The 21,690-nt window shown below is 35.6% G+C and carries 20 protein-coding genes and 1 pseudogene; 14 read left to right on the plus strand and 7 right to left on the minus strand.

Annotation, left to right across the window (positions count from 1 at the left end; all coding sequences use genetic code 11):
- The first annotated feature begins 9 nt into the window (after nucleotides 1–9).
- Together kdpC and kdpDN are read left to right on the plus strand one after the other, a co-directional pair.
- Entirely contained in the window at nucleotides 10–579 is a 570-nt protein-coding gene (gene kdpC / locus AC5WOC_RS01600) for a potassium-transporting ATPase subunit KdpC (protein WP_496053645.1), read from the plus strand.
- A gap of 14 nt (nucleotides 580–593) precedes the next feature.
- On the plus strand, nucleotides 594–1,739 hold the full coding sequence (gene kdpDN, locus AC5WOC_RS01605; protein ID WP_496053646.1) for a KdpD-like non-kinase potassium sensor: 1,146 nt from the start codon (nucleotides 594–596) through the stop codon (nucleotides 1,737–1,739).
- Between the two features lie 581 nt (nucleotides 1,740–2,320).
- Here the strand turns inward: kdpDN and AC5WOC_RS01610 are convergent.
- Nucleotides 2,321–2,524, minus strand: a pseudogene (locus AC5WOC_RS01610) (LysE family translocator); the annotation flags it as partial.
- Between the two features lie 126 nt (nucleotides 2,525–2,650).
- On the opposite strand from AC5WOC_RS01610, the gene AC5WOC_RS01615 reads away from it, so the two are divergent.
- From AC5WOC_RS01615 to AC5WOC_RS01625, 3 genes are all read left to right on the plus strand, one after another.
- Nucleotides 2,651–2,833, plus strand: a complete 183-nt coding sequence (locus tag AC5WOC_RS01615; protein WP_496053647.1) for a histidine phosphatase family protein — start codon at nucleotides 2,651–2,653, stop codon at nucleotides 2,831–2,833.
- 204 nt (nucleotides 2,834–3,037) lie between these two features.
- The gene (locus AC5WOC_RS01620; RefSeq protein WP_496053648.1) at nucleotides 3,038–3,778 is read left to right on the plus strand and encodes a hypothetical protein; all 741 of its coding nucleotides are present in this window, start codon (nucleotides 3,038–3,040) and stop codon (nucleotides 3,776–3,778) included.
- A gap of 806 nt (nucleotides 3,779–4,584) precedes the next feature.
- Complete coding sequence (locus AC5WOC_RS01625) at nucleotides 4,585–5,706, plus strand: LCP family protein (RefSeq protein ID WP_496053649.1); 1,122 nt, start codon at nucleotides 4,585–4,587, stop codon at nucleotides 5,704–5,706.
- A 46-nt stretch (nucleotides 5,707–5,752) separates the two neighbouring features.
- Here AC5WOC_RS01625 and AC5WOC_RS01630 read toward each other — a convergent pair whose 3' ends face one another.
- Complete coding sequence (locus AC5WOC_RS01630) at nucleotides 5,753–6,292, minus strand: YhcN/YlaJ family sporulation lipoprotein (protein WP_496053650.1); 540 nt, start codon at nucleotides 6,290–6,292, stop codon at nucleotides 5,753–5,755.
- Between the two features lie 121 nt (nucleotides 6,293–6,413).
- Complete coding sequence (locus AC5WOC_RS01635; RefSeq protein WP_496053651.1) at nucleotides 6,414–6,926, minus strand: DUF3189 family protein; 513 nt, start codon at nucleotides 6,924–6,926, stop codon at nucleotides 6,414–6,416.
- A gap of 602 nt (nucleotides 6,927–7,528) precedes the next feature.
- Here AC5WOC_RS01635 and AC5WOC_RS01640 point away from each other — a divergent pair.
- The 9 genes from AC5WOC_RS01640 (at nucleotide 7,529) to AC5WOC_RS01680 (ending at nucleotide 15,995) form a co-directional block, all read left to right on the plus strand.
- Complete coding sequence (locus tag AC5WOC_RS01640) at nucleotides 7,529–8,710, plus strand: NupC/NupG family nucleoside CNT transporter (protein WP_496053652.1); 1,182 nt, start codon at nucleotides 7,529–7,531, stop codon at nucleotides 8,708–8,710.
- A gap of 16 nt (nucleotides 8,711–8,726) precedes the next feature.
- Nucleotides 8,727–10,028, plus strand: coding sequence for a pyrimidine-nucleoside phosphorylase (locus tag AC5WOC_RS01645; protein ID WP_496053653.1), 1,302 nt, complete (start codon nucleotides 8,727–8,729; stop codon nucleotides 10,026–10,028).
- A gap of 48 nt (nucleotides 10,029–10,076) precedes the next feature.
- Nucleotides 10,077–10,472: a cytidine deaminase gene (locus AC5WOC_RS01650; RefSeq protein ID WP_496053654.1), complete on the plus strand. Its 396-nt coding sequence runs from the start codon at nucleotides 10,077–10,079 to the stop codon at nucleotides 10,470–10,472.
- Between the two features lie 162 nt (nucleotides 10,473–10,634).
- A complete protein-coding gene (locus AC5WOC_RS01655; protein ID WP_496053655.1) occupies nucleotides 10,635–11,498 on the plus strand; it encodes an SPFH domain-containing protein in 864 nt (287 codons plus the stop codon).
- Between the two features lie 13 nt (nucleotides 11,499–11,511).
- Nucleotides 11,512–11,667: a type II toxin-antitoxin system antitoxin gene (locus AC5WOC_RS01660; RefSeq protein WP_496053656.1), complete on the plus strand. Its 156-nt coding sequence runs from the start codon at nucleotides 11,512–11,514 to the stop codon at nucleotides 11,665–11,667.
- Nucleotides 11,668–11,729: 62 nt separating this feature from the next.
- On the plus strand, nucleotides 11,730–12,200 hold the full coding sequence (locus AC5WOC_RS01665) for a DinB family protein (protein WP_496053657.1): 471 nt from the start codon (nucleotides 11,730–11,732) through the stop codon (nucleotides 12,198–12,200).
- Nucleotides 12,201–13,015: 815 nt separating this feature from the next.
- Complete coding sequence (locus AC5WOC_RS01670; RefSeq protein WP_496053658.1) at nucleotides 13,016–13,309, plus strand: hypothetical protein; 294 nt, start codon at nucleotides 13,016–13,018, stop codon at nucleotides 13,307–13,309.
- Between the two features lie 629 nt (nucleotides 13,310–13,938).
- Nucleotides 13,939–15,159, plus strand: a complete 1,221-nt coding sequence (locus AC5WOC_RS01675) for a Tm-1-like ATP-binding domain-containing protein (protein WP_496053659.1) — start codon at nucleotides 13,939–13,941, stop codon at nucleotides 15,157–15,159.
- A gap of 11 nt (nucleotides 15,160–15,170) precedes the next feature.
- A complete protein-coding gene (locus AC5WOC_RS01680) occupies nucleotides 15,171–15,995 on the plus strand; it encodes a phosphoenolpyruvate hydrolase family protein (protein WP_496054143.1) in 825 nt (274 codons plus the stop codon).
- 236 nt (nucleotides 15,996–16,231) lie between these two features.
- Here AC5WOC_RS01680 and AC5WOC_RS01685 read toward each other — a convergent pair whose 3' ends face one another.
- The 4 genes from AC5WOC_RS01685 to AC5WOC_RS01700 form a co-directional block, all read right to left on the minus strand.
- Nucleotides 16,232–17,185 carry a 2-keto-3-deoxygluconate permease gene (locus tag AC5WOC_RS01685; protein WP_496053660.1) on the minus strand — a complete coding sequence of 318 codons (954 nt, stop codon included), beginning with the start codon at nucleotides 17,183–17,185 and terminating at the stop codon, nucleotides 16,232–16,234.
- An 89-nt stretch (nucleotides 17,186–17,274) separates the two neighbouring features.
- Nucleotides 17,275–18,738: a glycoside hydrolase family 1 protein gene (locus AC5WOC_RS01690; protein ID WP_496053661.1), complete on the minus strand. Its 1,464-nt coding sequence runs from the start codon at nucleotides 18,736–18,738 to the stop codon at nucleotides 17,275–17,277.
- Nucleotides 18,739–18,751: 13 nt separating this feature from the next.
- The gene (locus AC5WOC_RS01695; RefSeq protein WP_496053662.1) at nucleotides 18,752–20,605 is read right to left on the minus strand and encodes a beta-glucoside-specific PTS transporter subunit IIABC; all 1,854 of its coding nucleotides are present in this window, start codon (nucleotides 20,603–20,605) and stop codon (nucleotides 18,752–18,754) included.
- A gap of 139 nt (nucleotides 20,606–20,744) precedes the next feature.
- Entirely contained in the window at nucleotides 20,745–21,575 is an 831-nt protein-coding gene (locus AC5WOC_RS01700; RefSeq protein ID WP_496053663.1) for a PRD domain-containing protein, read from the minus strand.
- Between the last annotated feature and the right edge of the window lie 115 nt (nucleotides 21,576–21,690).

Consider the following 21,690-nt stretch of genomic DNA (forward strand, 5'->3'; position numbering starts at 1 on the left):
ACAGGTGAAATGAAAGCAATTCGTTTAGCAATAGTAATGATCGTATTGTTTGGACTTGGTTATCCGCTTGTAATGACAGGAATATCTCAAGTATTATTTCCAAAACAAGCAAATGGGAGCATCGTATACAATGACAAAAGAAAAGCAGTTGGTTCCGAATTAATTGGACAATCTTTTACCGATCCAAAGTATTTTCATGGGCGTATTTCCTCGATCAACTATGATGCAGCAGCTTCTGGAACACCAAACTATGCTCCATCTAACAAAGAGATGATCAAACGGACGGAGCAGGCGGCAAAGGAATGGCTCGCAAAAAATCCAGGAAAATTAGTAAGTGATATTCCACTGGATCTCATCACGAATTCGGGTTCTGGGCTTGATCCAGATATCAGCCCTGCTGCTGCTCGTTTTCAAATTCCTGCTGTGTCAAAAGCAACGGGAATATCTGTACAGCAATTGGAGCAATTGGTGAAGAAACATACAGAAGGTAGAGTACTTGGTATTTTTGGTGATCCTCATGTCAATGTTTTGGCATTAAACATGGACTTGCAAAAATGGATGCCATCTCAGGCAAAATAAAGGGTTTGAATTAGATGAGCAGTTTACAAAGTGGTACGAATTATAAACGGTTAAGTCCGGAAGAGATTTTAGCGAAAATCGAGAAAATGCAAAGAGGCCGTCTCAAAATGTACATTGGGGCGGCTCCTGGTGTTGGAAAAACCTTTCATATGTTACGAGATGCTCACGATCTAAAGGAAAAAGGTATCGATGTGGTCATTGGTCTGATAGAGACACATGGACGAGAAACAACTGCGGCAGAAATCAAAGATTTAGAGATGATCCAAAAGAAAACAATATCTTACAAAGGCAAAAAATTAAAAGAATTAGATGTAGAAGGTATCTTAAAACGAAACCCGGAAGTTGTTATCATCGACGAGCTAGCTCATACGAATGTTCCTGGCTCGAAAAATAAAAAACGCTATGAAGATATTGGCGAGATATTAGAGGCTGGTATTCATGTGTGGACAGCAGTTAATATTCAACATCTAGAGAGTGTTCGCGACATTGTAGAACGAATTACGGGGATTCAAGTAAACGAACGAGTTCCAGACGCTATGTTGCGAGAAGCAGATGAGGTCGAAGTTATCGATGTAAGTCCAGAGACACTTCGTGATCGGATACAGGAAGGAAAAGTTTATAGCAAAGATAAGATTGAACGTGCTTTAAATCAGTTTTTTCGTCGAGGTAACTTGGTTGCCCTGCGGGAGTTAGCACTACGTGAAGTGGCAGATGATATTGATCTACGATTGGAAAAGGAACGAACAGAACTAGGGATTGAACAACCATCTGGAGCACACGAGAAAATCTTGGTTTGTATTCAATATGGACCGAATGCAGAGAAATTGATTCGCCGTGGATGGAGAATTGCGGATCGCTTAAATGCAGAAATCTCTATTTTGCATATCTACCCGTCAAAAATGAATGACGGGCAGAAAAAAGAATTGGAGAAAATGAGAAAACTAGCAGAACAATTTGAAGCGACATTTATTCATCAAGAAGCAAAATCAAGAAAAGTGGCAGAACAGATTGTAGAAGTATGCGAGCAATACCAAATTACTCAAATTATTATGGGCATGTCTGCACGCACACGTTGGGAGGAGATTTGGAAAGGTTCGATCATTAATGTGATTATGCAGCGTTTGCAATATGTCGATGTATTCATTGTTTCCGATAGATGAAGGGAATATGGGATCGCGCTTTGACCGTTTCTTCAGACATTTTTGATGACCGTGTTGATGGTAAAAAATCAACATGGTCATTTTTACAATTGTTAAATATACTTCTATAACATTTAAGTATTATGTTTAGGTAATGTTTTCGTAGGGTTATTATCTTATGACTTAACGGGATAGTTCTTATAACATTGCGAGCGAGAAAACCCACGGTTTAAATCGTGGGATGTTAGCGAGCATCACTACAACGGGAGCACAAGTTTCGACAATCCACTAAGTGGCAAGTCTCACTTTGTAGACGAGGGAGGTTTCTACCTCTCGTAAATCTGACAAATTTTTCAAAAAACACGTTACAAACATACATTCTATTGTTAGACTATCGACAGTTGTTCTTTGAAAAGTGGATAGTATATAGGGTTGTGCAAACCAATCGTTTTGCATTAAAATGCTATGCGTACCGAAAAATGGCTAGACTGAAATGCGAAAACCAAACAGTAAGTCTTTGCTATGACGTAGCAACAAAAACTCTGTCCAACCGTGGGGCTCACGGAGTTAGCTTGGTAATGAAGTAGTCAGAAGGCTACCTAAATTTTAGGCATTGCTATGAGAAGTACTGTATTTAATAGAACAGAAATAACAAGTAATAGACCAAAAGCAACAGTAGTGCCGTACGTGTATTTCATTGCATTTTTTGTCCCGGCATGATGGACAGCAGATAAGATGACGATATTCGTTGGACCTGGTGTAAAAGTAACGATAAAACAATATATAAGAAATGAGCTAATATTCAATGAGAAAAACTCCTTTTCAGGTATTCTCATGTATTTATACATCTCAAAGTGTTTGACATATAGTATATTATTGCATGCTTACAGAGTGATTTGATTAAATTGTCTGCTCATAAAAGGTTGATTTAATTGGACTCCAGATTATTTCAGGCAAAGCTAATAGAAGGGGAAACTTTTTATGATATGCAGAAGAAGAGATTGGCGTCTCTTATCGATAATGTTTTCATTCAACAGGATGGTCATACTATTTTACTCATATCTCATGCGGTCGCTATTAAGGTGTTAGTTAATTATTTTCGTGGAGGTGTGTAAAAAAGGATAAAACGAAAATATTTTTTGAAGTAGAGGAATTATTCTCTTAATCTTGTTAAATTTAAATTTTCCTTTCTTCATTTTTAGTAGGTTATACTTTGGAGATTGGTTAGAAAAATGTTTTTCACTAGAAAAGATGATATTTAAAATATTTTCTTCTTCGAAAAAAGTTGACAGTAATAAGATAAAATATGGGGGGTTAAGATGAATCGGAAAGGATTTTTTGTGAACAGTTTGTTGATTGGAATATTTTTGCTTACTGCTTGTTCCCTGCATGGAGGAGAAGAACCTGAAAATCTAAAGGAATTTGAACAATATGCAAAAAAGGAATTAGCGGAGCAATACAAGGAATCCTTTAATATGAAGCCGGCCAAAAAAGAATGTGTTGCACTGACAGAACAGGAAGAAAAAGATTGTAGCCGAGAACTTTTTACCGCCCAAGCTTCTCCTCGATCCAATCCTAGCATTGTGTTTACAGTTGATTATCATCGCAGTTATGGAGGATCTTTCGATAATGATTACTTGGAACAATATATTGCCTATGATCTTCAACGAATGGTCCAGTCACGTTTGAAGATAATAAATATGTTTATGCGAGTAAACGTATCGTTCCATAGTACCAATAATAGTATCGTAAGTTATATGGGATCAGTAAAAGATTATCAAAAAATACTACAGAAAACTCCCTCTGACACATCTATTTATGTGTATTTATTGGATGGAAATCATAGTATAGAGCAGAAGGCGCAACAAATCTATCAGTTCTCCCAAATTTCACAGTTACAAGCATTTGCAAACAACTTAACAGTTAACTATTATGCAGCATTGCCACAAAATCAAAGGGATTTATACAATCAAAATCCATTACGTTCGTTTTCATTCACCATGAATGATTTGAAGTCAGTTCAAGCAATCAGAGAAAAATTAAACAGTACAAATCGTTGAATGCCTGGATAAGGTATATTTCTCCTATTTTTATAAGTAAGTGCAAACAATTACACACAAAAAATTTCGATAATGCAAAACCTCTCCTAATTTTCTAATAGCTGTTCTTTAAACAGAGCCAATTTTCCTTAAGATATAAGGACTTTTGGCTTTTTGTTTTTATTTCATCCAAAAAGGTCAAATCTCAAGCTGATTTCTGCACCATCTAAAGTTATTTTTGTATATATTTTCCTTAGTGTCTTTTTGGACCAAAAGCATTAGCTTTATTTTGTTTGGGAAGTGGATATGTCTGACCAATAAAAGGAAATAGTTTTACCAATTATCTTCCAATAATTTGAAATATGAGCTTGATTTTTATTTTAAGATAGTGACACTGTTCGCGTTATGAGTACCATTATTTTGGTATTTTTTTGCCTGTAATCATCAATTTTAGTTAGCTGCAATTCTTTTAAAAGTTATTTATTTTTTAAGAGCGATGAAAAAACGTTTCTCTAGACACACCTTTCTTTTCCATGTAGTATTGTTTAGTATGATTTCAATAAATAAAGAAGATCTTTCTTTTATAAGAAGAAACTATGATCAGTGTAGATAGTGAAGCTGTTTTTGCAGTTTAACTCTCCTAACGCTATTGTTACAGCTATTGCTATTTCTTCTTGATCAAGACACATTTGCCTGTGGGAGTAGTTCTCATACTTTACTTTACGAAATAGGAAGTAAATTCAAAAAGAAGACCATTTTTAGCAACTAATATCACTATGTTTATAGATTATATTTGTTTATGTAACAAGATGAGGGAGGAGAACATCATGAGTTTGGGAATAAACCAATATAATCAAGGTCGGGGGAATGTAACTAAAACACCTTCGAGAGTGAAAAAAGTGAATAAGAAAAAGAAAAAGAAATGGGTAATACGAAGTTTACTGATTTTATTCATCATCATTTTAGGTATCGCAGGTTATATCTTTTTTACTTTTTGGAATGCGTTGGGGAAAGGCTATAAAGATGCACCTGTATCCCAATACAGAAATGCTCCAGTAACATTGGACAAGCCGTTTACGATCCTTTTAATGGGGACGGATAACTATGATTCTGATAAGAAGAAGCTAAATAACCCAAATGAATTTGGAGAACGCACGGATGTATTGATGCTCCTTGCTGTTAATCCGGAAAAGAAAAAAGCAATGATAGTTAATATTCCGCGTGATACAATTGTACCAGTAGCCAATACAAATGGCGTGCGGACAAAAATTAATGCAGCTTATAACTATGCTTTTGGTGGTTTGACCAACAAAAAAGTTGATCCCACTCAAAACGTTTTGGATACGGTTTCTAATTTTTTGGGTGGAGTTTCTATTGATTACTACGCTCATATTAATTTTAAAGGGTTCATTGATCTTGTAAATGCAGTCGGTGGAGTAGATGTCTACGTTCCTTATAGTTTTCATATTAGTACGTTTGACAGAGTTTGTAGATTTAAAACAGGTCCTATGCACTTAGATGGAGAATGTGCACTGCCTTATGTTCGCCAACGGCACAATGATCCAAATGGAGATCATGGTCGAAACATACGCCAACAACAAGTCATTGAGAAAGTTATTACAAAACTAGGCAGCTTCAGTTCTCTTACACAGGTTTCAGATATTGCTAATGCAATAGGGGATAATTTGACATATGATATCCCGCCATCTGATTTCTTGCCTCTAGGAAACTTGTATAAGTCTCTTCCTAAGAAAAATATCGAGCAGTTTGAAGGTGGTGTTTTGGGAGGAACAAGTGCTGGCAATGGTGTGACCATTGGAGGGGCAGATTATGTAGTTATCAAAGCATCCGATAAACGTAAATTGTATGATAAGTTAGTGGAAATGGGAATTCCTCATGGCTCTGAACCTAATTTTGAAACCTATTCTCATCCGTCCAGAGGAGAATAAATAAAAAAAGAAGCTGATCAATGAAGGATCAGCTTCTTTTTTATAATTATCTAGCGATAGGAAATATCATTTTAATTGTATTTTGCAAATCATTACTCAAATGCTTGATAGGATGTCCGGTTCTTGCTTGTTGAGCATAGTTATTTAATCGTTGAACAAAGTCAGGATGTGTAGAAACATAAACATGTTTTATATTTGGATCTGCGGATACTGCTTGTTTTGTGATTTTTTTCTTCAATGGCGTTTCCAATTTAGCGTTTTTATTCTTTCCTGTTAAAGTTACAGCAATATACGCTTTGTTTCCTTTGATAACTGCAGCGGCAGTTTTTACTTCTTTTAAACTAGTCACCTTTTTTACGACATGATCTGCTAAATGAAAGTCCTGGTTAACTCGCGTAGGTTGGTTTATTTGGTTAATACGGGTATTTTGGACATTAGGAGTGTTTCTTGTGATCGGTGTCCTATAGGATGTCCTTTTTAAGTTTGATTTTTCATTATTTGGTGTTCCCATCTTATTAGAACAACCTGTTAAAGGAACTAAAGTACTTAATAATAGCAAAAGACAATAACTAAATATTTTTTTCATTTTCTTCCTCCTTTTTGTTTGTTAGTATGTATCAAAAACAATTTTATATTCGTAGATTTTGATTGGAAAACAAAATGGATGTGTTTCAAAACCGTATAGAGGTGGAAATCAATTCCCAAACTCATTTATACTTTTCATTTTCTAAAATAACTATATTTTCATTAAAAGAAGTTTTCCCAACTTGCTTCGTATTTTCAACTAATCGAAAAATATTATCACAACATTGTTTTGCACCTTTTACTAATAATGGAACACCGATAAAGTTCATTTTCAATCCTCTAGAAAAAAAACCCCCAAATGACATAGATATGGGAACAGTAGGGGAAGTATTGGAGAAAATTATTTTTTCATGGAAGTTAAATTTGTTTTGTAAAACTAGAGCCAATTCTTTTAACGCAGGAACAACAAGTTTGTTTCTTTTTCGTCCAATCGTATATACAGGGTTCCCATCTTCATCGTTTCCATGGAAAATAAGTTTTCCAAAGTCCTCTTTTGTCAGTTGATTGAAATATTTTACCTTTAATATCTCTTTCGAAGTTAAAATTCTTTCTGATTGTGGTAACTGTTTTAAATGATAAGCGGCAGCCAAAGAGGTAGTATGTGTCCCGCCATAATCGTTATAGATAAATATCATAAAGATCATTCCTTAAAAACATTTTTTTTATTATGTGCATTTATCCTATTACTAATTCGATTGGGTTTGACTGTACCTAAATAAGGATAAATAGAGTATAAGACTGTTAAGGTGGTTTGTTGATAAATGTTTTTTTATAAGAAAATGAATAAAATTTTAAGTTGATGTTTACATTTGTTCTAAGTGGAGTTAGAATGGGGTTTGCGTTAAAAATGATGAGGAGTAGAGATAATAGATCGCAATCAATCATGATAGCTTAGAATCGAATACAGGTAGACTATTTTTTATTGAATTATAAATCGATATATAAATATAAAAAAATCATCTGTATTTGAATGGGGATACGAACGGGAGGTAAATGCCAGCATAGTGATTGAATTTTTTTTTGATGCTAATACTATGAGGTAAAGTGTTTAAACAATAGATTTAAGAAGTGAACAAGCTAATTTGAAGATCTAATTGATGGAGGATATATTCTGTATCGAGTGATCAAGAAAGTGTTACAGGTTTCTGTTCCATATCATGGGGAGTAAGATATGAATACTGGAAAGCATTTTTTTAAAAAAATATGTAAGCGGATACAAAAAGGAGAGTAAGTTTTAATGAAATATATAATAGGTATTATAGGTCTCATCATTATTTTAGGAATCACATGGCTTGCTAGTAATAATAGAAAAAATGTGAAATATCGTCCTGTTATCATCATGCTTATATTGCAGTTTATTTTAGGTTTTGTCCTATTAAATACGAGCGTAGGGAATGTACTTATTGCTGCAATTGCAGATGGTTTTGGTCAATTGTTAAAATATGCTGGTGAGGGAATTAATTTTGTATTTGCCGGTCTGCTTAATCAAAAAGAATTTTCATTCTTTTTAAGCGTATTAATGCCAATTGTATTCATTTCAGCTTTAATAGGGATTTTGCAATATTTAAAGGTATTGCCGTTTATTGTAAAGTATATTGGTTTAGCATTAAATAAAATTAATGGTATGGGGAAACTCGAATCATACAATGCTGTTGCTTCAGCAATATTAGGACAATCGGAAGTATTTATTTCTGTTAAGAAGCAGTTGGGTTTACTCTCGGAGAGGAGACTTTACACATTATGTGCGTCTGCGATGTCGACAGTATCAATGTCTATCGTTGGTTCGTATATGGTTTTATTAAAACCCCAATACGTGGTAACTGCACTAGTGCTAAACTTGTTTGGCGGGTTTATCATTGCTTCTATTATTAATCCTTATGAAGTTACTGAAGAAGAAGATATGTTAGAAGTACGAGATGAAGAGAAGCGAAGCTTTTTTGAAGTATTAGGCGAGTATATAATGGATGGTTTCAAAGTTGCTATTACCGTAGCAGCTATGCTGATTGGATTTATCGCGCTTATTGCACTTATAAATGCTTTGTTTAAAGGAATAATTGGTATCTCATTCCAAGAAATTCTCGGTTATGTATTTGCTCCATTTGCCTTTATTATTGGAATTCCATGGCATGAAGCGGTTGATGCGGGTAACATCATGGCAACGAAGTTGGTATCAAACGAATTTGTTGCAATGACGAATTTAACACAAGGAAACTTTCACTTCACAGAACGTACAACTGCGATTATTTCCGTGTTCCTTGTTTCGTTCGCAAACTTCTCTTCCATTGGAATTATCGCTGGTGCAGTCAAAAGTTTAAATGAAAAACAAGGGAATGTGGTTGCGAGATTTGGATTGAAATTGGTTTTTGGAGCAACATTAGTAAGCTTTTTATCTGCAACGATTGTTGGCTTAATAGTTTAAAAGGAGTGTTCGTTGAATGAGAATGGTAGATATTATCGCAAAAAAACGTGATGGAAAAGAACTAACAACAGAGGAAATTCAATTTTTTATAAAAGGGTATACAGAGGGAGGTATTCCTGACTATCAAGCAAGTGCCTTTGCAATGGCTGTCTATTTCCAAGATATGTCTGATCGCGAACGCGCTGATTTAACGATGGCAATGGTTGAATCCGGGGAGACGGTTGATTTATCCGCGATTGAAGGAATCAAAGTAGATAAACATTCGACTGGCGGCGTTGGTGATACAACAACATTAGTTTTAGGTCCATTGGTTGCTGCACTAGATGTTCCAGTTGCAAAAATGTCTGGGCGTGGCTTGGGACACACTGGTGGCACAATTGACAAATTAGAAGCAGTAGCAGGGTTTCATGTAGAAATTACGAAAGAGCAGTTTATTGATATTGTAAATCGTGACAAGGTTGCAATTGTTGGACAAACTGGAAATCTAACGCCTGCTGATAAAAAGTTATACGCTCTGCGTGATGTGACAGGAACGGTGAATTCTATTCCATTGATCGCAAGTTCTGTTATGAGTAAAAAAATTGCGGCTGGTGCTGATGCGATTGTCCTTGATGTGAAGACTGGTGCTGGAGCGTTTATGAAGACAGAAGCAGATGCCAAAGAATTAGCACATGCAATGGTACGCATCGGAAATAGTGTTGGCCGTAAAACAATGGCTGTTATTTCCGATATGTCACAACCTCTCGGATTTGCGATTGGTAATGCGCTTGAAGTAAAAGAAGCAATTGATACTTTGAGAGGTGAGGGTCCAGAAGACTTAACCGAATTGGTACTGGTATTAGGGAGCCAGATGGTCGTACTTGCTAAAAAGACAGATACGCTAGAAGAAGCGCGTGAAAGGCTACAGGAAGTGATAAAGAATGGAAAAGCCATTGAAAAATTCAAAGATTTCCTGCGTAATCAAGGGGGAGACAGCTCGATAGTAGACCATCCAGAGAAATTACCACAAGCAAAATATGTAATTGATTTACCCGCTGAGACTTCAGGTGTAGTTTCTAACATTGTGGCAGATGAAATTGGTATTGCTGCGATGCTTTTAGGGGCAGGTCGTGCAACAAAAGAAGATCAGATTGATTTAGCTGTTGGCTTAATGCTGCGTAAAAAAATTGGCGATGTTGTTAATGAAGGGGAACCTCTCGTCACTATTTATGCCAATAGCGAAAATGTGGAAGATGTAAAAGCGAAAATATATGAAAATATTTCTATATCAAATAAAGCAGTGGCTCCTAAATTAATCCATACGATTATTACTGATTAATAGGGATATCGGTTACTTGCACTTAAATATATTAAAAGGTGGTCATTTATGGAACGGCAACAACTAATTTATGAAGCGATCCAGGCAAGCAAACAAGCATATGTACCATATTCCAATTTCAAAGTAGGAGCTGCACTGCTGGCAGATGACAATACGATCTATCGCGGATGCAATATCGAAAATGCTTCCTATGGACTAACCAATTGTGCAGAACGGACGGCAGTGTTTAAGGCAGTTTCAGAAGGTGTGAAAAAAATAAAAGCGATTGCAGTTGTAGGAGATACAGAAGGTCCGATTGCACCATGTGGTGCATGCAGACAAGTTCTTGCAGAATTTTGCAATGCGGAAACGCAAATCATTTTGGCCAACCTAAAAGGAGATTTTGATGTAAAAACGATCGAAGAATTGCTCCCAGGATATTTTTCAGCAGAAGACCTAAAATAGATGACAACATAGCCAGTTTCCTTGAAATAAAGGATATTTGGCTTTTTATTTACTTCTTTTTTCGCTCTCATCTACTTTGTTATGATTTGTATTTACTTTGTTTCACAACAGGTTTATAATGATATTAAAATGATATCACATTTATATCATGGGGGAGTCGAAATGAAAGAAAAATCAATCATTAAAATGAATGGTTTTGCAGCACTTGTTCTTGCGTTAATATGTATTGTTGGTGGAATTTACTTAATGAATAACTCCTTTTCATCCGGGGGGATAGTAGGTGGAATCTTAGTATTCATTTTAGGTTTGATCATTACTACGAGTTTAACCATTGTGCAGCCAAACCAAGCAAAAGTGTTAACTTTCTTTGGTACGTATATCGGTGTCATCCGCGATCAAGGATTGTGGGCTACAATTCCTTTTACTTTTAAACGAAACGTTTCCCTAAGGGTTACCAATTTTACAAGCGAACGTTTAAAGGTAAATGATCTAGAAGGAAATCCAATCGAAATTGCTGCTGTGGTCGTGTACAAAGTCAACGATTCGGCAAAAGCACTATTTGATGTAGAAAACTATGTGAAATTTATTCAAATTCAAAGCGAAACAGGAATTCGTCATATTGCAAGTAGATACGCCTATGATTCGTATGAAAAAGAAGGCGAAAACCTCCTGACCTTAAGACAGAATAGTGATGAAATTGCAGAGGTTCTTGTTCATGATTTACAAAAGCGAATGGATGTTGCCGGTGTAGATATCATCGAAGCGCGAATTATGCATTTGGCATATTCTTCAGAAATAGCCTCTGCGATGCTGCAGAGACAACAAGCGAATGCTGTTTTGTCTGCTCGTAAAGTGATCGTTGACGGGGCAGTAGGTCTTGTTAAAGCAGCGATTGATCAACTGCAAGAACAAGAAATTGTCGAGTTGGATGAAGAGAAAAAAGCACAGATGGTCAATAACTTGATGGTTGCCATTGTTTCTGAGAAAGGAACACAGCCTATTATTAATACAGGAAGCATCTATTAAGGTTGTGTCATAAATGAGTAAACGAAAAGCATTTCCACTGCGAATTGATCCGCAATTATATGAAGTCCTTGAAAAATGGGCACAGGATGAACTGCGAAGTGTGAATGCCCAAATTGAGGTCATTTTAAAAGAAGCAGCAAAAAGAGCAGGTAGAATGAAAAAAGATTAGGGTGTTTTACACACCCTAATACATAGGAAAGTGAAAAATATATGGAATTGGAGGTAGATATTATGAATAGTATCGATACTATTGTATTAAATTTAGAAGAAGTCAGACGTAGAAGTATCAATGTATGGAAGAATATACCTGTAGAATTACTTGATTGGAAGCCAGATGAACAAGCCTTAAGCATAAAAAAAATGATAAGGCATGTCTTAGATTCGGAACATTACTACCATCTATGTATTTTAAATAGAGGAAGTTTAGAGACGTATGAATCACCATTTGATAAAAGAAAGTTTATTTCGGTTGGAGATGAGCTTCAATTTTATGAACGATATCGAAAAGAATTTATAACCACAATCAAATCTTTTACAGAAGATGATTTTTCAAATATTCAAATTGACCGTAGCGATGCTGGGTACGTTCGTTCCTTAGGGGATATGTTGCTGAGAGTAGCTTATCATGAAGCTGTACATACTGGTCAAATGTTAGATTATCTAAGAACTGCCAATAGTCCACGAGCACAAGTTTGGGATTAGAATTCGAAGAGGTTTTTCTTTGTTTTCTAATGATATGAAAATAACTTGACTGAAATTGTAGAAAAAAAAAGAAGAGTGAACCCGAATTATTCAGTTATTCTCTTAATATGTATAAAAAAACGCCTGATAGGCGTTTTTTTAGTCTTCTTCCTCATTATTATTGTCTAACATTTCGGATAGTTACCCGTCGATGGTTCCTGCTGCAAATTCACCGATAGCAGAACCTATACCGCTTTATCCTCTATGATGTTCATCTTGACAACTCCATACGGCTAAAGCCGTTGGATTCTTGGGACGATAGCCTCATGACTATTTCATTACCAAGCTAACCCCGTGCGCCCCACGGTTTATGTTTGTTGATTTCTTCTTTGCCGCGAGCAAACTTGGTTTTCGTCTGTCATGACTATACATCTATTACCATGGGAATGTTTGTTTGTAAACTTGCTTTTTCCCAAAGGTTGAACTAGTGAAGGAAAATTCCTTACCCTCGTTCAACGCTCGCTCTCATCCCACGATTTAAACCGTGGGTTTTCTCGCTCGCAATGTTATAATAGTCTTCATTGTGGGTGACTAGAATGAGGATTTGAGCCAATCATGAATCAGCTCTAATAAATCTTTAAAAACAATTCAGATGGATAAGTGTCATAAGTTGATGATAATCAAAGTCAACAATGCGTCCATATTAATTTCGATATGACCATTGTATACTACGAATTTAATGTTCACTTCTGATTATAAGAGTCTTTATTCCGTCTAATGTAAAGTATAGTATAATTATTATAAATAATTCTCATGGAGGGGAAAGGAGAATACCATTGTTCTTTCTCTCGTTAATAATTTTTTTCATTCTCATGATTAGTGGAGTACACTTTCTGTTTGGAGGTGTATTAGTAGAAGGGGCTTCCATTTTACTATTATCCGGGGCAATTCCTATGTTTTTTTGGCGAAGAAGACATCACCACCATCATCATGGACATCACCACCACCATCATCATGATGATGACAATAATTGCGGAAACTACCTCGTTTGTGGCAGCTGTGGTTTTCTCAGCGGAGAAGCATGTGGCGATTGCGGAGATTGTGGAGACTGTGATTGTGGTGGTGATTAATTTAATTTTCATAGTATTATTTTTATCTCTTATTACCAATGGGACTATATCTCTTCCCTTTGGTAATAAGTTTTTTTGTTTGAAATAAAATGGAGGAGTTACTAATGAGTGTGCAGGAAAATCATGTATAAAATGAAGGGGATAACGCATCATTTGCCCTATACAATGCGTGTCTCCCTTGTTCGTTAAGTTACATGGGAGCTGGTTCTAAAATTGAAGAGTAGAAGCAAAGGAAATTCAGACACTCACAAGTACATGAAAACACCAATAATGACAGGATCATTGCTTTGAAAAAAATTTAATTCATCATAAGGATACCTCGATAATTTATATGTATAGAATGAAAGTTAAGAGAAATATTTTTTTAATAATAAAATCCATTGGGGATTTGCTGAATAAAGTAAGTTTTTTCTTTGTTTTTTTAATAAAAGTTTAATTTGTTACTTCCTATTTTTCCGGAATTTCTAGTCATTATCCAACAATATTTTATTTTTCATTTCTTTCTATTTATGAAAAAAGTGCTAAAATAATATAATAATTATTATTTATGTTTTATTTATTTTTGGTAAAGTTAAATATCTTTTTTAACGAACTGTAATTTAATTTTATCCGGAATGGAGGAGAGATAGATGACCAAAACGATTGCAATAATAGGAGCAATGGACACCAAAGGCGGCGACTACGCTTTTATTAAAACAGAGATCGAACAGAGAGGTTATCGTGCTCTTGTCATTAATACTGGAGTTTTAGGAGAACCAAAAGTGGAGCCTGATATTACCGCTAGCCAAGTAGCTCGTGCTGGTGGTTCTACTTTAGAGGAACTAAGAAAACGAAGAGATAAATCGTTTGCGATGAATGTGATGACAAAAGGTATCTCTGTCATCATGAAAGCTTTATTTGAAAAAGGCCAAATTGATGCTGGGTTTTCGATGGGTGGTACAAATGGAACTATCATTGGTACAGCTGGTTTAAGAGCACTTCCGATTGGTGTTCCAAAAGTTATGGTAAGCACCGTTGCTTCTGGAGATACAGCCCCGTATATTGGATTTAGTGATGTGGTGATGTTTCCTTCCATTTTAGATGTATCTGGTTTAAATCGTGTTAGTGCACAAATATATGCAAACGCTGTTGGAGCGATTATCGGCATGGTGCAGACTGGTGTACCCAAAGTAGATAGCAAACCCATCATCACAGCCTCCATGTTTGGCAATACAACAACACTGGTGAGTAAATGTAAAAGCCAGTTAGAAGAAAAAAATTTTGAAGTCATGGTTTTTCATGCAACAGGTACAGGTGGAAAAACGATGGAGTCCCTTATTGAAAAAGGATTTATAAGAGGAGTATTAGAAGTAACCCCAACAGAATTGGCGGATTATTTGGTTGGCGGTGTTTTAAGTGCAGGTCCAACGCGTTTAGATGCTGCAGCTAAAAAAGGAATACCACAAGTGGTCGCTCCTGGATGTCTAGATATGGTTAATTTTTGGGGGATAAATACGGTCCCCGAAAAGTTCAGAAACCGCCAACTCTATGAATGGAACTCAAATGTTACCTTAATGCGAACAACACCTGATGAAAATCAACGGATAGGTTCTCTTTTCGCTAGAAAATTAAATCAAGCCACTGGCCCTGTTGCCGTCTTTCTTCCTTTAAGAGGTATTTCTGAATTAGATTCACCAGGCGGAGAATTTTGGAATCCAGAAGCAATGGATGCTTTGTTCCAGACAATAAAGGATAAAGTTCGAAATAATATTCCTGTTTATGAAATCGATTGCAACATAAATGATGAAGAATTTTCTAATAGGATAACAGAAAAATTGCTCGAATTTTTAGAAGATGAAACGAGGGATTAGTAATGCCATTCATGAAACGTGAAGAATCTTTAGATAGACTTCATGCTACCATAAAATCCAATAAAGCTATTATTGGTTGCGGTGCGGGAGCTGGCATCTCTGCAAAATTTGCTGAGTGTGGAGGAGCAGATTTAATTATTATCTATAATTCTGGCCGTTACCGAATGGCAGGACGTGGGTCACTTGCAGGTCTATTGCCATATGGTGATGCAAATCAAATCGTAGTCGACATGGCAAGCGAAGTCTTACCAATTATACAGTCTGTTCCCGTTCTAGCTGGTGTTTGTGGAACAGATCCCTTTCGCCAAATGCCTGTTTTTCTACGTCAATTAAGAGATATGGGATTTGATGGAGTACAAAACTTTCCAACTGTTGGTTTAATTGATGGAGTTTTTCGTCAAAATTTAGAGGAAACAGGTATGGGCTTTGACTTGGAAGTAGAGATGATTCATCAAGCACATGAACTTGATATGCTCACATGTCCGTATGTTTTTAATGAAGAACAAGCCGTTGCGATGACTGAAGCTGGTGCAGATGTTTTAGTAGCACATATGGGTTTGACTACAAAGGGATCGATAGGTGCAGAAACCGCTTTGACATTAGAAAAGTCTGCTGAACGAATTCAAGCTATCCATGATTCAGCCAAAAAGATAAATCCAACGATACTAGTTTTATGTCATGGTGGTCCCATTGCAGAACCAACCGATGTTGCAAAAATTTTTGATTTGACAAATGGAATCGCTGGTTTTTTTGGGGCATCTAGCATTGAACGTTTAGCTACCGAAGTTGCGATTCAATCACAAGTAGAGCAGTTTAAAGCATTAGATAGAAAGTAAGAGAGGTGTATTTCATACATATAAGAACCGTAAGGCTAAATGCGAGTGAGAAACTTATATCTTTTGCGAGCTTTCATCCCCCTAGCTTCAGCTATGGGGATGAAAGCTCGCGTCAGGCGAGGGAGGGGTGATGTTCTTCTCTCACAAGCCTGACATTTTTTGTCCTTTCGATAATTCGTTTGAGTGAGTTGTACAAGTTTCCATTTTTAACAAACAGATGAAATCCAAATGCTTATTTATAGTAGACCTTTGTCCCTATTTTGTTGCTGATTAGCAATTGCCTTTGTGATATAGGGAGAAAGAATAGAAGTCAGTATTACTGCTAAGGCTATTTGAGCTGTTGCCAAATTGATATATGGTTTATAAGCAGAGTCTATGTTTGCAGCAAGGGTAGGTACTACAAGAGATATTCCAGCAACAGAACATGTTGCTGCTGCTGCATAACCCGGTCTTTTTAACAGTAATCTATCTAAATATATCAATGGCAGCATACAAATAATTAGAAACATTATGGTCAGGAGAATTCCTGAGAAACCGGATTGGAAAGCAATCTTTAAATTAATGTAAGAACCAAAACTCATTCCTAAAAAAGGTAATAGAATCATAGTACTTGGAGAAAACATCTTTTGGATATTGGAATCAATATTTCCTAGTAGCATACCAAGTAGAAAGGGCAGTATGGTATCTAAAATACTTACGTAATCGATGCCTGTTCCACTTGTGGTATTTAAAATCATAATCGGGATAGCAGGAACTGCTATTAGATTTAAGATTCCAAATGCAGCTTCATCTACATCATCACCATAGACATGCATTAATGCTAGATATAATCCCGGATTGCAGCTGGTTATCGTTGCAATAAAACTGATGGAAGAGATTCCAAAAAAACCATTGATACCAAAGCATTTGACAAATAACCAACCAAACATCCAACTTAATATAATTTTAGATATAGTTAAGACTCCTGCTCTTTTTAAGGTAGCACTTATTTGCGATAATTTAAATTGGCTTCCCGAAATAAATAAAATCATAGAAATCAAAGTCATTGTCCCTGAATTTGTAAAGATAGAATGCGTGATACTTCCTAATTTTAGTAGATGAGGAAAAAATGTATTTATTGTTGCAGTAACAAGCATAGGTACAATGAGTAGTCCAGCTGGAATTTTTTTTATTTTATTTAAAATATCCATTCTCTCCTCCTTGAAATAGTTATATATGATAAAAAAATGATTGAAAGTGGCAAAAATGATTGTATGATTGCCACTTTCAACTATCGGATTTAAATTTTCTCACCATTTGTTTCGATAACATGTTGATACCAATAAAAAGAATCTTTTTTCACTCTTTTCATTGAACCATATCCATAATCATCTTGATCTACATATATAAATCCATAGCGTTTTGTCATTTCGGAGGTAGAAGAACTTATCATATCGATGGGTCCCCACATAGTATAACCAATGACGTCTACACCCTCTTCAATCGCAATTTTTATTTGCAGGATGTGTTGATTTAAGAAATCAATTCGATATGGATCGTGTATCGTACCGTCTTCATTCCATGTATCGATAAAACCAGAACTATTTTCTAGGATAAAGATAGGCAGCTGGTAACGGCCATAAACCAAATGTAAGGTATAGCGCAATCCAAGAGGATCTATCTGCCATCCCCATTCATTCTCGCTTAAATGTGGATTTTTATATACACTGTGAACATTTCCAGCAGTCAATTTCAATTGTGTTGTATCACTGCTGGAAATCATGGAGTTATAGTAAGACATTCCTATAAAATCTGCTGGATTCTGTTTTATCGTCTTTAAATCTTCCTCTCGAATGTTTAAATGAATATGTTGTTTTTTGAAGTATGTCTTTGCATAGTAGGGATATTCCCCTTTATTTAATATGTCTAGGTAAAATAAGTTTTTCATTCGATCATCGCTTTGCATTTGCAATGCATCTTCTGGTTTGCAAGTGTATGCATAAGTGGTGAAATATGCCACCATGCTGCCGATTTTATTTTGTGGATCTATACGATGTGCTAGGCTAGTTACTTTTGCAGCAGCTACAAATTGATGATGGAGACCTTGGAACAACATTTCTTCATAGTTCTTTTGTCCTTCATTTATAATACCTAATGTTTTTGCTCCTGCTTTCACGCTCATATTGATTTCATTAAAGGTCACCCAGTATCTTACTTTTCCTGTGTACCGTTTAAAAAGTACTTCACAATAGTTTTTATACAACTCAATTAATTTGTCATTGTACCAGCCGCCAAATTTTTCAATTAGCACAATAGGCATATCAAAATGCGATATCGTTATCAATGGTTCCATTTTGTGTTTTAAGCATTCGTCGATTAATGAATCGTAGAACTGCAATGCTTTTTCATTAGGTTTAGCATCGTCACCATTTGGAAAGACGCGAGCCCAAGATATCGAGTAACGAAACACTTTGAATCCCATTTCTGCAAACAGTGCAATATCTTCTTTATAAGTGTGATAAAAATTGATTCCTCTGCGTTTGGGATATTTGATAGTATCCGAATCTTTTTTTGCTTCTTGAATCATCTCCATGGTAATCTGCATTTGTTTTGTGATTTTGCGATCATTTTTGGCATTAAATTTCATAACATCTGGAATGGTCAATGATTTACCATCTTCGTTATAAGCTCCTTCCGCTTGACATGCTGATAATGCTCCACCCCATAAGAATCCATTTGGAAAACCTGTTGTCATTTTTTTCACCCTGTTCTTTCTATTAGTTCCTAACTTCTAGTAATTCCTGTCTTTCTTTTATCGTGCTTTTTGTTGAAGGAAGAATAGCTAGATAGTGCTCACTATTTGTCACGATGATTGGAGTTATGAGGTCATATCCTTCTTTCTTAATCGTTTCTATGTCGAATTCGATTAATAGATCTCCTAGGTTCACCTTTTGTGCTTGTTCTACATAACTAGTAAAATATTTGCCATCGAGATTTACAGTGTCTAATCCAATATGGATGAGCACTTCTACACCAGAATCAGATTTTAAGCCAATTGCATGCTTTGTTTTAAAGAGTGCATCCACTGTACCATTAAAAGGTGCATATACTTTTCCATCTGTTGGAATGACAGCAATTCCTTTGCCCAATAGTTCCTGTGAAAATGTTTTATCATTCACCTCTGATAAGTTTTTGATTTTTCCTGCCAAAGGGCTCATGATGGAAAATACTTGTTTTTTTGGTTGATCGGTATAGTTTTTTTCTTTCTCTGTGTCTGGTTTCTCTGTTTCTTTAATTCCAACAGCTAACGTGAATAAAAACCCGAGCGCAATTGCCATGACACAGCCAATGATAATATAGATGTATTTGTCCGCTTCATATGATGAAAGACTTAATAACCCAGGTAATGCAATTGCAGTTCCTTTTGCATGAACCAAACTATAGAATCCACCTGTTATACCAGCAGCAGCACACCCGGCGAAGAAAGGGGTTTTATATTTTAAGTTCACACCGTATATAGCTGGTTCTGTAACTCCAAAGGCAGCAGTGATAGCACTTGATCCGGCAGCAGATTTCATTGCTTTGTTTTTTGTTAAAAAGAATACGGCAAGGGCAGCGCCTGCTTGTGCTAGATTTGCGCCTAATGCACTAGGAAGTAAAACGGTATATCCAACTTCTGCAATTTGTTGAATTTGCATCGGCATAATAGAGTAATGCATTCCAAACATAACTAAAATTGGTTTAAAAAAACCTAACAGTGCACCGGCTACAACACCTAGTGTTGCAAATAAGGCATTAATTCCTGTTGTCAGCCAAGTGCCTACGTATGAACCAAATGGCGCAATGATGATCAATTCGATTGGTACCATGATTAACAATACAATCATAGGAGTAAGGATAACTCGCAAAAAATTTGGGACTGCTCGATCTACCATTTTATAAACGTAGCTCAATAGACATACAGATAAGATAATTGGTATTACAGAAGAAGAGTACTTAACTAATAAGATTGGTAATCCTAAAAAGTCTATTGATTTGATCCCAGTCTTTGCTATTTCTTTCGCTGCATCCAAAATGACAGGGTGCAGTAAAGCTGCAGCTAAACCTAATGCTAAATATTCATTCGTTTTAAATTTTCGTGCGGCACTTACTGCTAAGAAAAATGGTAAGAAATAAAAAATGCTGTCTCCGATCATATCGAAGATGGTAATAAAGCCTGATTTTGGATCGATCCATTTCATAGCGGTGAGAATGGTAGATATACATTTGACCATACCGCATCCCACTAAAGCTGGTAATAAAGGTGTGAAAATACTTGCAATGGTCTCAAATAGTTGATTGATCGAGAATCTTTTTTTGTTTTTTTCTGTGTCATTCAAGTTGTTTATATGCGTTAATTCTAGAATTTTTTCATAAACAGACTCTACTTTGTCACCAACTACAACTTGTAGTTGCCCACCTTTATTTTGGGCTTTTAAAACCTCATCTAATGTATCAAGAGTATGGAGATCAGCTATTGTATCGTTCTTTAAAACAAATCGTAACCGAGTGGAGCAATGAGTTAGTTGTGAAATATTACTTTCCCCGCCGATCAGCTTTATTATTTTTGCAGCTAGATTTCTCTCGGACATGGTGTTCTTCTCCTTTGTGATGTATCAAATTGGATTCGTTGTGCAATCGAAAAAAGGGGTTAATTGAAAATAAAAAATGACCAAAACAAGTGAGAATACACTTATTCTGGTCATGCCTGATCGAATCAGTAACAGTCCATTACGTATTTGATTGTGAGAGTCTTTGAATGTGTAAAACTAAGTATAACTTCTCCTCATTGGAACAGTACCAATTGTAATTGGTGTGTAGGAATGTCTGTATTTTCTCTACACATTTTATTTCGATCGGATACTTTTCTTTGACCATCTGAAAAAGAGTTTCATTTTCTCCTTTTAGTTCATGTCCAGCCATATGTCTCATAATAAAATAGCGAATATGGGTTGCAAATCTTGTAAAAAAAAGTGTATTCTCATCAAAATCCATTTTATAGTAATATTTTATTATAGATAAAATTTCGCCTGTGATTTTTGTGATTTTTGTTGTTTCATTCATTTCACCAGACCCGAGCTGAGCGTTTATAAAGTGAAGGGCAATAAAAGTTATTTCTGTTTTTGGCAATAGGATACCTGTTTTATTTTGGATGATTTCAAGGGCTTGGATACCAACTTTTGTTTCTTCAGGATATAATATTCTCACTTCCCATTCTAAGGGACTTTTTACTGGTATATTTTCTCTGCTTCTTTGAATTGCAAAGCTGATATGATCGGATAAGGTAAGAATTAAGTTGAGATTAAGTTCTTTTGATAATACTTTTTTTCCAACTTTAATAATTTCTTCTGCTAAATAAATATCTTCGATAGGAATATCATTCAGCAAATCAAACATTTTAATGTTTTTAGGTGAAACATATATTTTTTCTACAATGTCATCTTCGGTTATCTCATAGGGAGTTTTTTTAAAGCCTAATCCTTTACCGACAACAAGTATCTCTTCTTTTTTCTCGTTGATCGCTAGAGCGACATTATTATTAATTTTTTTAATAACCCTCATTCCATCACCTCCTAAGAAACAAAAAGACCGAAAAAACGATTTTTCTCAAATCGATTTTGCGGTCATGCCTGATTAACAGTAACAGTCCCATTATTTAATTTTTACCATTAAGCAT

Source organism: Shimazuella sp. NTD247 (assembly GCF_059510415.1).

Coding starts and splice junctions, on each gene's coding strand:
- AC5WOC_RS01665 (WP_496053657.1), top strand. CDS start 11,730: ATGAATAGTATCGATACTATTGTATTAAATTTAGAAGAAGTCAGACGT.
- AC5WOC_RS01680 (WP_496054143.1), top strand. CDS start 15,171: ATGAAACGTGAAGAATCTTTAGATAGACTTCATGCTACCATAAAATCC.
- AC5WOC_RS01650 (WP_496053654.1), top strand. CDS start 10,077: ATGGAACGGCAACAACTAATTTATGAAGCGATCCAGGCAAGCAAACAA.
- kdpC (WP_496053645.1), top strand. CDS start 10: ATGAAAGCAATTCGTTTAGCAATAGTAATGATCGTATTGTTTGGACTT.
- kdpDN (WP_496053646.1), top strand. CDS start 594: ATGAGCAGTTTACAAAGTGGTACGAATTATAAACGGTTAAGTCCGGAA.
- AC5WOC_RS01625 (WP_496053649.1), top strand. CDS start 4,585: ATGAGTTTGGGAATAAACCAATATAATCAAGGTCGGGGGAATGTAACT.
- AC5WOC_RS01630 (WP_496053650.1), bottom strand. CDS start 6,292: ATGAAAAAAATATTTAGTTATTGTCTTTTGCTATTATTAAGTACTTTA.
- AC5WOC_RS01700 (WP_496053663.1), bottom strand. CDS start 21,575: ATGAGGGTTATTAAAAAAATTAATAATAATGTCGCTCTAGCGATCAAC.
- AC5WOC_RS01640 (WP_496053652.1), top strand. CDS start 7,529: ATGAAATATATAATAGGTATTATAGGTCTCATCATTATTTTAGGAATC.
- AC5WOC_RS01635 (WP_496053651.1), bottom strand. CDS start 6,926: ATGATATTTATCTATAACGATTATGGCGGGACACATACTACCTCTTTG.
- AC5WOC_RS01685 (WP_496053660.1), bottom strand. CDS start 17,185: ATGGATATTTTAAATAAAATAAAAAAAATTCCAGCTGGACTACTCATT.
- AC5WOC_RS01660 (WP_496053656.1), top strand. CDS start 11,512: ATGAGTAAACGAAAAGCATTTCCACTGCGAATTGATCCGCAATTATAT.
- AC5WOC_RS01695 (WP_496053662.1), bottom strand. CDS start 20,605: ATGTCCGAGAGAAATCTAGCTGCAAAAATAATAAAGCTGATCGGCGGG.
- AC5WOC_RS01645 (WP_496053653.1), top strand. CDS start 8,727: ATGAGAATGGTAGATATTATCGCAAAAAAACGTGATGGAAAAGAACTA.
- AC5WOC_RS01675 (WP_496053659.1), top strand. CDS start 13,939: ATGACCAAAACGATTGCAATAATAGGAGCAATGGACACCAAAGGCGGC.
- AC5WOC_RS01620 (WP_496053648.1), top strand. CDS start 3,038: ATGAATCGGAAAGGATTTTTTGTGAACAGTTTGTTGATTGGAATATTT.
- AC5WOC_RS01655 (WP_496053655.1), top strand. CDS start 10,635: ATGAAAGAAAAATCAATCATTAAAATGAATGGTTTTGCAGCACTTGTT.